We start from the raw sequence: 11,544 nt of genomic DNA, 5'->3' as shown, positions 1-11,544 counted from the left end.
ACGGTGAGCTCGACTCGCGCGCCAACCAGCTCGCCCACCTGCTCGCCTCCAAGGGCGTGCGCTCCGGGGATCTCGTCGGCATCTGCGTTGAGCGCTCCGCGGACCTCGTCGTCGGCCTGCTCGGCATTCTCAAGGCCGGCGCCGCCTACGTCCCGCTCGACCCCGCCTACCCGCAGCAGCGCCTGGCCTTCATGCTCGAGGACACCCAGGCTCGCGTCGTCGTGGCCCAGCGCCACCTCGCTCAGGCCCTGCCCCTGGGCGACCGCTCCCTCATCTGCCTCGATGAGGACCAGCACCTCATCGGCCAGCAGCCCACCGGGTCGCTCTCCCTGTCCGTCGACTCGATGCAGGCCGCCTACGTCATCTACACCTCGGGCTCCACCGGCAAGCCCAAGGGCGTCTGCGTCCCCCATCAGGCCGTCGTGCGGCTGGTGCGCAACACCCACTTCATCCAGCTGACCGAGACCGACCGTATCGGCCAGGCCTCCAACGCCTCCTTCGACGCCGCCACCTTCGAGTTGTGGGGCGCGCTGCTCAATGGCGCTCGCGTCGTGGGTGTCCCCAAGGAGATCGCCCTCGACGCCCGCGCCCTCGGAGAGCACCTGGAGCGCACGCGCATCAACGTCCTGTTCGTCACCACCGCTCTCTTCAACCAGGTGGCTCGCGAGCGGCCTCAGTCCTTCTCCGTGCTGCGCCAGCTGCACTTCGGCGGCGAGGCCTCCGATCCCAAGTGGGTGCGGGAAGTGCTGAACAAGGGCGCTCCCGGCAAGCTGATGCACGTCTACGGGCCCACCGAGAGCACCACCTTCGCCACCTGGTACCACGTGCAGCAGGTGCCCGAGGGCATCACCACCATTCCCATCGGCGCGGGTCTGTCCAACACCACGCTGTACGTGCTCGACCGCAATGGGCATCCGGTGCCCGTGGGCGTTCCCGGTGAGCTGTACATCGGCGGTGAAGGCCTCGCCTGGGGCTACCTGCACCGCCCCGAGCTGACGGCCGAGAAGTTCGTTCCCCACCCGTTCGCCACCCAGCCCGGTGAGCGCCTCTACCGCACCGGCGACGTCGTGCGCTGGCTGCCCGAGGGGAGCCTCGAATTCGTGGGCCGCGTGGACTCGCAGGTGAAGGTGCGCGGCTTCCGCATCGAGCTGGGCGAAGTGGAGTCCGCGCTCGTCGGCTACCCCGCCGTGGGTGAGGCCGTGGTCATGGTGCGCGAGGACACGCCGGGCGACAGGCGCCTGGTGGGCTACGTCGTCGCGCGCGAGGGCCAGAGCCTCGAGGTCTCCGAGCTCAAGAGCTACCTCAAGGACAGGATGCCGGACTACATGGTCCCGGCTGCCCTGGTGAAGCTCGACAAGCTCCCGCTCAACCCCAACGGCAAGGTGGACCGCAAGGCCCTCCCCGTGCCGGATCAGGCGCAGACGGACCAGGAGTACGTGGCGCCGCGCAACGAGACGGAGGAGCGTCTGGCCGCGCTCTGGGCCGAGGTGCTCCGCGTGTCCCGCGTGGGCATCCACGACAACTTCTTCGACCTGGGCGGCCACTCGCTGCTCGCCACGCAGGTGGTGGTGCGCGTGCGCGAGGCCTTCCAGATGGAGCTGGCCCTGCGCGAGCTGTTCGACGCGCCCACGCTGGCCGAGCTGGCCGGGCGCATCGACGCCTCGCGCGGCACGAGCCCCGTGTCCCAGACGCCGGCCGTGAAGCGGGTGCCTCGTGAGGGGAACCTGCCGCTCTCGTTCGCCCAGCAGCGCCTGTGGTTCCTGGAGCAGCTCGAGCCGGGCAAGGCCTTCTACAACATCCCCATGCTGGTGCGGATGGAGGGCCAGCTCGACGTGGTGGCCCTGGAGCGGAGCTTCGAGGAGCTGGTCCAGCGCCACGAGTCGCTGCGCACCGTCTTCCACGAGGAGCAGGGCCAGCCCGTGCAGGTGATTGCCCCCGAGGCCCGGCTGCCGTTGGCGGTGGTGGACCTGCGGGAGCTGCCCACCGGGGAGCGCGAGGCCGAGGTGCGGCGGCAGGTGCGGGCCGAGGTCGGCCGGCCGTTCGACCTGAAGCGAGGACCGCTGCTGCGGCCCCTGCTGCTGCGGCAGGACGAGCAGGTGCATGTGCTGATGCTCACCATGCACCACGTCATCTCGGACGGCTGGTCCATGGGAGTGCTGGTGCGCGAGATGGCGGCGCTCTACGAGGCCCATGTGCGGGGCAAGCCGTCACCGCTGCCGGAGCTGCCCGTGCAGTACGCGGACTTCTCGGCCTGGCAGCGCGAGTGGCTCCAGGGCGACGTCCTGGCCCGGCAGCTCGACTACTGGCGCCAGCAGCTCACCGGGGCGCCGCAGGCCCTGACGCTGCCCACCGACAAGCCCCGTCCCACGGTGCTGACGTCGCGCGGTGCCAGCATGACGGCGCAACTGCCCCTCGAGCTCTCCAAGGCCCTCCAGGCCCTGGGACACGAGGCGGGGGCCACGCCGTTCATGGTGCTGCTCGCGGCCTTCCAGGTGCTCATGTCCCGCTACTCGGGACAGGACGACATCAGCGTGGGCTCGCCCATCGCCGGCCGTGGCCGGAGCGAGGTCGAGGGCCTCATCGGCTTCTTCGTCAACACGCTGGTGCTGCGCTCGCGCCTCTCGCCCCAGCAGAGCTTCCGCGAGCTGCTCGCCCAGGTGAAGGAGACGACGCTGGGGGCCTACGCCCACCAGGACGTGCCCTTCGAGAAGCTGGTGGAGGAGCTGAAGCCCGAGCGTGACCAGAGCCGCACGCCGCTCTTCCAGGTCATGTTCGGCCTGCAGAACGCTCCGATGCCCGAGCTGAAGCTGCCCGGGCTGAAGCTGCAGGCCATCGAGCCCGAGAGCCAGACGTCGAAGTTCGACCTGACGATGTCGGCCGGCGAGACGCCCGCGGGCTTCTCGCTGTGGCTGGAGTACAACACCGACCTGTACGAGGCCTCCACGGCCCGGCGCATGCTGGAGCAGATGCAGGTGCTGCTCGAGGGCATCGCCGCCGCCCCCGACCGCAAGCTGCGCGAGCTGCCCCTGCTCAGCGGTGCCGAGCGCCAGCAGGTGCTGGTGGACTGGAACCAGACCCACACCGACTTCCCGCGCCAGCCCAGCATCCATCAGCTCTTCGAGCAGCGCGTCCTCCGCCACCCCCAGGCCATCGCCCTGGAGTTCGGTGAGACGCAGCTCTCCTACGGTGAGCTTGACTCGCGCGCCAACCAGCTCGCGCATCTGCTCGCTTCCAAGGGTGTTCGCTCTGGAGAACTCGTCGGCATCTGCGTCGAGCGTTCCGCGGACCTCGTCGTCGGTCTGCTCGGCATCCTCAAGGCCGGCGCCGCCTACGTCCCGCTCGACCCTGCCTATCCTCAGCAGCGTCTGGCGTTCATGCTCGAGGACACCCAGGCTCGCGTCGTCGTGGCCCAGCGCCACCTCGCGCAAGCATTGCCCCTGGGCGACCGCTCCCTCATCTGCCTCGATGAGGACCAGCAGCTCATCGGTCAGCAGTCCACGCAGCAGCTCGTCCGCAGCGTCGACTCCATGCAGGCCGCCTACGTCATCTACACCTCGGGCTCCACCGGTAAGCCCAAAGGCGTCTGCGTCCCCCATCAGGCCGTCGTGAGGCTGGTGCGCAACACCAACTTCATCGAGCTGATGGAGACCGATCGCGTTGGCCAGGCCTCCAACGCCTCCTTCGACGCGGCCACCTTCGAGCTGTGGGGCGCGCTGCTCAACGGCGCTCGCGTCGTGGGTGTCCCCAAGGAGATCGCTCTCGATGCTCGCGCCCTCGGCGAGCACCTGGAGCGCACGCGCATCAACGTCCTGTTCGTCACCACCGCGCTCTTCAACCAGGTGGCTCGCGAACGGCCCCAGTCCTTCTCCGTCCTGCGCCAGCTCCACTTCGGCGGCGAGGCCTCCGACCCCAAGTGGGTCCGCGAGGTCCTCCAGAAGGGCGCTCCCGGCAAGCTGCTGCACGTCTACGGCCCCACCGAGAGCACCACCTTCGCCACCTGGTACCACGTGCAGCAGGTGCCCGAGGGCATCACCACCATCCCCATCGGCGCGGGTCTGTCCAACACGACGCTGTATGTGCTCGACCGCAATGGGCAGCCGGTGCCCGTCGGTGTCCCCGGCGAGCTGTACATCGGCGGTGAAGGCCTCGCCTGGGGCTACCTGCACCGTCCCGAACTGACGGCCGAGAAGTTCGTCCCCCACCCGTTCGCCACCCAGCCCGGTGAGCGCCTCTACCGCACGGGCGACATCGTGCGGTGGCTGCCCGAGGGGAGCCTCGAGTTCGTGGGCCGTGTGGACTCGCAGGTGAAGGTGCGTGGCTTCCGCATCGAGCTGGGCGAGGTCGAGTCCGCGCTCGTGGGCTACCCCGCCGTGGGCGAAGCCGTGGTCATGGTGCGCGAGGACACGCCGGGCGACAAGCGCCTGGTGGGCTACGTCGTCGCGCGCGAGGGCCAGGGCCTCGAGATCTCCGAGCTCAAGGCGTACCTCAAGGACAGGATGCCGGACTACATGGTGCCGGCGGCCCTGGTGAAGCTCGACAAGCTCCCGCTCAACCCCAACGGCAAGGTGGACCGCAAGGCCCTCCCCGTGCCGGACCGGGTGGAGACGAACCGCGAGTACGTGGCCCCGCGCAACGACACCGAGCGCATGCTCGCGGAGCTGTGGGCCGAGGTGCTCGGCGTGGCCCGCGTGGGCATCCACGACAACTTCTTCGACCTGGGTGGCCACTCGCTGCTGGCCACGCAGGCCCTCTCCCGCATCCGCTCCACCTTCCAGGTGGAGCTGCCCCTGCGTGACTTCTTCGGGGAGCCCACCATCGCCAACATCGCGGTGCGGATCCTCAACGAGCAGGCCTCGCAGGTCGACACCGCGGAGCTCGAGCGGATGATGGCCGAGCTCGATCAACTCTCCGAGGAAGAGGCGGAAGCCCTCCTCTCGAACACTCAGTCCGACGATTCAACCAAGAAGGTCTCCTCCAAATGAGTGACGTCTACGACCGCCTCGCATCGCTCCCTCCCGAGAAGCGGGAGCTGCTGCTGCGTCAGCTTCGTCAGAAGCAGGCCGGCAACGTCAAGACGGGCATCCCCCGGCGGCCGCGCGACACGGACCTGCACCCGCTGTCCTTCGCCCAGCAGCGGCTGTGGCTGCTGGATCAGCTCCAGCCGGGCAGCGCCTTCTACAACATCCCCATGGCCATCCGGCTCACCGGGGCGCTGGACGCGGCGACGCTGGGCCGGTGCTTCAACGAGCTGCTGCGGCGCCACGAGTCGCTGCGCACCACGCTGCGCTCGGAGCAGGGCCAGCCGGTGCAGGTCATCGCGCCCCAGGCGGAGCTCGCCCTGGAGACGGTGGACCTGCGGGCGCTGCCCGCCGCGCGACACGACGCCGAGGTGCGGCGGCTGGCGCTGGAGGAGGCGCGCAAGCCCTTCGACCTGGAGCGGGGTCCCCTGCTGCGCGCCCGCCTGCTGAGCCTGTCGGAGCAGGAGTGCGTGCTGCTGCTGACCATGCACCACATCGTCTCGGACGGCTGGTCCATGGGCGTGCTGGTGCGTGAGATGGGCATGCTCTACGCGGCCTTCATGCAGGGCAAGCCCTCGCCGCTGATGGAGCTGGCGGTGCAGTACGTGGACTTCGCCGCCTGGCAGCGCGAGTGGCTGCGGGGCGACGTGCTGTCCAAGCAGCTCGACTACTGGCGCAAGCAGCTCACGGGCGCCTCGCAGGTGCTGGAGCTGCCCACCGACAAGCCTCGTCCGCCCCGGCCGTCGTTCCAGGGAGGCTCGTGCTCGCGGCCGCTGCCCACGGCGCTCTCCGAGTCCCTCAAGGCCCTGGCCCAGAAGGAAGGCGCCACGTCCTTCATGGTGCTGCTGGCCGCCTTCCAGGTGCTGCTCTCGCGCTACTCGGGGCAGGACGACATCTGCGTGGGCTCGCCCATCGCCGGCCGCAACCGCGGCGAGCTGGAAGGCCTCATCGGCTTCTTCGTCAACACGCTGGTGCTGCGCACCCGGCTCTCGCCCCAGCAGAGCTTCCGCGAGCTGCTCGCCCAGGTGAAGGAGACGACGCTCGGCGCGTATGCCCACCAGGACGTGCCCTTCGAGAAGCTGGTGGAGGAGCTCCAGCCCGAGCGGGATCAGAGCCGCACGCCGCTCTTCCAGGTGATGTTCGCCGTGCAGAACGCTCCGATGCCGGAGCTGAACCTGCCGGGGCTGAAGATGCGCCCGGTGACGGTGGAGAGCGAGTCGTCCAAGTTCGACATGACGGTCGCCTTCACGGAGCGGGCGGAGGGCTTCCTCGCGGAGGTGGAGTACAGCACCGACCTGTACGAGGCCTCCACCATCCAGCGCATGCTGGAGCAGATGCAGGTGCTGCTCGAGGGCATCGTCGCCGCGCCTGAGCGCAAGCTGCGCGAGCTGCCCCTGATCGGCGCCACCGAGCGTCAGCAGGTGCTGGTGGACTGGAACCAGACCCACACCGGCTTCCCGCGCCAGCCCAGCATCCACCAGCTCTTCGAGCAGCGCGTCCTCAGCCACCCGCAGGCCATCGCCCTGGAGTTCGGTGAGACGCAGCTCTCCTACGGTGAGTTCGACTCGCGCGCCAACCAGCTCGCACACCTGCTCGCTTCCAAGGGCGTGCGCTCCGGGGACCTCGTCGGCATCTGCGTCGAGCGCTCCGCGGATCTCGTCGTCGGCCTGCTCGGCATTCTCAAGGCCGGTGCCGCCTACGTCCCGCTCGATCCGTCCTACCCGCAGCAGCGCCTGGCCTTCATGCTCGAGGACACCCAGGCTCGCGTCGTCGTGGCCCAGCGCCACCTCGCTCAGTCCCTGCCCCTCGGTGATCGGGCACTGGTGTGCCTGGACGAGGACCAGCACCTCATCGGCCAGCAGTCCACCAGGCCGCTCTCCCTGTCCGTCGACTCGATGCAGGCCGCGTACGTCATCTACACGTCCGGCTCCACCGGCAAGCCCAAGGGCGTCTGCGTTCCCCATCAGGCCGTCGTGCGCCTGGTGCGCAACACCAACTTCATCGAGCTGACCGAGACCGATCGCGTCGGTCAGGCCTCCAACGCCTCCTTCGACGCCGCCACCTTCGAGCTGTGGGGCGCCCTGCTCAACGGCGCTCGCGTCGTGGGCGTTCCCAAGGAAGTCGCTCTCGAGGCCAGGACGCTCGGAGAGCACCTGGAACGCACGCGCATCAACGTGCTGTTCGTCACCACCGCCCTCTTCAACCAGATGGCTCGCGAGCGGCCCCAGTCCTTCTCCGTCCTGCGTCAGCTGCACTTCGGCGGTGAGGCTTCCGACCCCAAGTGGGTGCGTGAGGTCCTCCAGAAGGGGGCCCCGGGCAAGCTGATGCACGTCTACGGGCCCACCGAGAGCACCACCTTCGCCACCTGGTACCACGTCGAGCAGGTGCGTGATGGCGTCACCACCATTCCCATTGGTGGTGGTCTGTCCAACACGACGCTGTATGTGCTCGACCGCAACGGAATGCCCGTACCCGTGGGCGTGCCCGGTGAGCTGTACATCGGCGGCGAGGGCCTGGCCTGGGGCTACCTGCACCGCCCCGAGCTCACGGCCGAGAAGTTCGTTCCCCATCCGTTCGCCACCCAGCCCGGCGAGCGCCTCTACCGCACCGGCGACGTCGTGCGCTGGCTGCCCGAGGGGAGCCTCGAGTTCGTGGGCCGTGTGGACTCGCAGGTGAAGGTCCGCGGCTTCCGCATCGAGCTGGGCGAGGTCGAGTCCGCGCTCGTCGGCTACCCCGGCGTGGGTGAGGCCGTGGTCATGGTGCGCGAGGACTCCCCGGGCGACAGGCGCCTGGTGGGCTACGTCGTGGCTCGTGAGGGCCAGGCCTTCGAGGTCTCCGAGCTCAAGGCGTACCTCAAGGACACGATGCCGGACTACATGGTCCCGGCCGCGCTGGTGAAGCTCGACAAGCTGCCGCTCAACCCCAACGGCAAGGTGGACCGCAAGGCCCTGCCCGTGCCGGATCAGGTGCAGACGAGCCAGGAGTACGTGGCGCCTCGCAACGAGACCGAGCGGCTCCTCGCCCAGCTCTGGTCCGAGGTGCTCGCGGCTCCGCGCATCGGCATCCACGACAACTTCTTCGACCTGGGTGGCCACTCCCTGCTGGCCACGCAGGCCCTCTCGCGCATCCGCACCGCCTTCAAGGCCGAGCTGCCCCTGCGCGACTTCTTCGAGTCTCCGACCATCGCCGCGCTCGCGCTGAAGCTCGACGCGTCCCTCAAGGCCGGCCAGGGCATCCAGGCCCCGCCCCTCACCCGCGTCTCGCGTGAGGGCTCGCTGCCGCTGTCCTTCGCCCAGCAACGTCTGTGGTTCCTCGACCAGCTCCAGCCGGGCAGCTCCTTCTACAACGTGCCCACCGCCGTGAAGCTGGAGGGCGCGCTGGATGTCGCCGCGCTGGAGAGCAGCCTCTCCGCGCTGGTGCAGCGCCACGAGTCGCTGCGCACCACGTTCCACAGCGAGCAGGGCCAGGCCGTGCAGGTCATCGCACCGAACGGCGCGCTGCCGCTCCAGGTGGTGGATCTGCGCTCGCTGCCCTCCGCCGAGCGCGAGGCCGAGGTGCGCAAGCTCACCACGCAGGACGCGCTGCGGCCGTTCGACCTCGGCCGAGGGCCCCTGCTGCGCGCCCTGCTGCTGCGCCTGGACGAGCACCAGCATGTGCTCATGCTCACGCTGCACCACATCATCTCCGATGGCTGGTCCATGGGCGTGCTGGTGCGCGAGCTGGCCGCGTTCTACCAGGCCTTCTCGCAGGGCCGGCCCTCGCCTCTGCCGGAGCTGCCCGTGCAGTACGCGGACTACTCCGCCTGGCAGCGTGGCTGGCTCCAGGGCGAGGTGCTCGATAAGCAGCTCGGCTGGTGGCGTCAGCAGCTGGCGGATGCGCCTCGCGCGCTGGAGCTGCCCACGGACAAGCCCCGGCCTCCCGTGCAGACCTACCGCGGCGCCACCCGCCGCATTCAGCTGCCGCCTCCCGTGTCCCTGGCCGTGAAGTCGCTCGCGCAGCGGGAAGGCGCCACGCCCTTCATGGTGCTGCTCGCGGCCTTCCAGCTTCTGCTCTCGCGCTACTCGGGGCAGGACGACATCTCCGTGGGCTCGCCCATCGCCGGCCGCAACCGCGGCGAGGTCGAGGGCCTCATCGGCTTCTTCGTCAACACGCTCGTCCTGCGCTCGCGCCTCTCGCCGCAGCAGAGCTTCCGCGAGCTGCTGGCGCGCGTGAAGGAGACGACGCTCGGCGCCTACGCCCACCAGGAAGTGCCCTTCGAGAAGCTCGTCGAGGAGCTTCAGCCGGAACGTGACCAGAGCCGCTCGCCGCTCTTCCAGGTCATGTTCACCGTGCAGAACGCTCCCATGCCGGAGCTGGCGACGCAGGGGCTGAAGCTGAGCCCGCTGACGCTCGAGGGCGACACGGCCAAGTTCGACCTCACCCTGGGCTTCCTGGAGACCGACCAGGGCTTCGTGGGCGAGATGGAGTACAACACCGACCTGTACGAGGCCTCCACCGTCCAGCGCATGCTGGAGCAGCTGCAGGTGCTGATCGAGGGCATCGTCAACGCTCCCGACCGCAAGCTGCGCGAGCTGTCCCTGCTCGGCGCCACCGAGCGTCAGAAGGTGCTCGTCGGTTGGAACCAGACCCACACCGGCTTCCCCCGCCAGCAGAGCATCCACCAGCTCTTCGAGCAGCGCGTCCTCCGCCACCCCCAGGCCATCGCCCTGGAGTTCGGCGAGACGCAGCTGTCCTACGGAGAGCTCGACTCGCGCGCCAACCAGCTCGCACACCTGTTGGCTTCCAAGGGTGTGCGTTCCGGGGATCTCGTCGGCATCTGCGTCGAGCGCTCGGCGGATCTCGTCGTCGGTCTGCTCGGCATCCTCAAGGCCGGTGCCGCCTACGTCCCGCTCGACCCGTCCTACCCGCAGCAGCGCCTGGCCTTCATGCTCGAGGACACCCAGGCTCGCGTCGTCGTGGCCCAGCGCCACCTCGCGCAGTCTCTGCCCCTCGGTGATCGGGCGCTGGTGTGCCTCGATGAGGACCAGCAGCTCATCGGCCAGCAGCCCACCGCGCCGCTCTCCCTGTCCGTCGACTCGATGCAGGCCGCGTACGTCATCTACACCTCGGGCTCCACCGGCAAGCCCAAGGGCGTCTGCGTTCCCCATCAGGCCGTCGTCCGCCTGGTGCGCAACACCAACTTCATCCAACTGGTGGAGACCGACCGCGTCGGTCAGGCCTCCAACGCCTCCTTCGACGCCGCCACCTTCGAGCTGTGGGGTGCGCTGCTCAACGGCGCTCGCGTCGTGGGTGTCCCGAAGGAAATCGCCCTCGACGCTCGCGCCCTGGGCGAGCACCTGGAGCGCACCCGCATCAACGTCCTGTTCGTCACCACCGCCCTCTTCAACCAGGTGGCTCGCGAGCGTCCCCAGTCCTTCTCCGTCCTGCGCCAGCTGCACTTCGGCGGCGAGGCCTCCGATCCCAAGTGGGTACGGGAGGTGTTGAACAAGGGCGCTCCCGGCAAACTGCTTCACGTCTACGGGCCCACCGAGAGCACCACCTTCGCCACCTGGTACCACGTCGAGCAGGTGGCCCAGAACGTGACGACCGTGCCCATCGGTGGCGGTCTGTCCAACACCACGCTGTACGTGCTCGACCGCAACGGGCAGCCCGTGCCCGTGGGCGTGCCGGGTGAGCTGTACATCGGCGGCGAGGGCCTCGCCTGGGGCTATCTGCACCGCCCCGAACTGACTGCCGAGAAGTTCGTTCCCCACCCGTTCGCCACCCAGCCCGGTGAGCGCCTCTACCGCACCGGCGACGTCGTTCGCTGGCTGCCCGGCGGCAACATCGAGTTCGTGGGCCGTGTGGACTCCCAGGTGAAGGTCCGCGGCTTCCGTATCGAGCTGGGCGAAGTGGAGTCCGCGCTCGTGGGCTACCCGGGCGTGGGTGAGGCCGTGGTCATGGTCCGCGAGGACTCCCCGGGCGACAGGCGCCTGGTCGGCTACGTCGTGGCTCGCGAGGGTCAGGCCTTCGAGGTCTCCGAGCTCAAGGCGTACCTCAAGGACAAGCTGCCGGACTACATGGTCCCGGCCGCCCTGGTGAAGCTCGACAAGCTGCCGCTCAATCCCAACGGCAAGGTGGACCGCAAGGCACTGCCCGTGCCGGATCAGGCGCAGACGGGCCAGGAGTACGTGGCTCCGCGCAACGAGACCGAGCGGCTCCTCGCCCAGCTCTGGTCCGAAGTGCTCGGCGTGGCCCGCGTCGGCATCCACGACAACTTCTTCGACCTGGGTGGTCACTCGCTCCTGGCCACGCAGCTCGTCTCGCGCCTCCGCGCCACCTTCCAGGTGGAGCTGCCCCTGCGCGCGCTCTTCGAGGCCACCTCCATCGCCGCTCTGGCGCTGAAGCTCGAGGAGGCCATGCGCGCTGGCCAGGGCATCCAGGCCCCGCCCCTCACCCGCGTCTCGCGTGAGGGCTCGCTGCCCCTGTCCTTCGCCCAGCAGCGTCTGTGGTTCCTCGACCAGCTCCAGCCGGGCAGCTCCTTCTA

The 11,544-nt window shown here is 69.3% G+C and carries 2 protein-coding genes; both read left to right on the top strand.

The genetic code is table 11. The features are described from left to right. On the top strand, nt 1-4,982 hold a 4,982-nt coding region (locus AC16DP_RS40570; RefSeq protein ID WP_483956969.1), incomplete at its 5' end, for an amino acid adenylation domain-containing protein. Then, nucleotides 4,979-11,544: amino acid adenylation domain-containing protein (locus tag AC16DP_RS40565; RefSeq protein WP_483956968.1), on the top strand; the 6,566-nt coding region annotated here is incomplete at its 3' end. The genes AC16DP_RS40570 and AC16DP_RS40565, both read left to right, overlap by 4 nt.

The organism is Archangium sp., from assembly GCF_057119385.1.
This window is presented reverse-complemented; position numbering and strand designations above follow the sequence as displayed.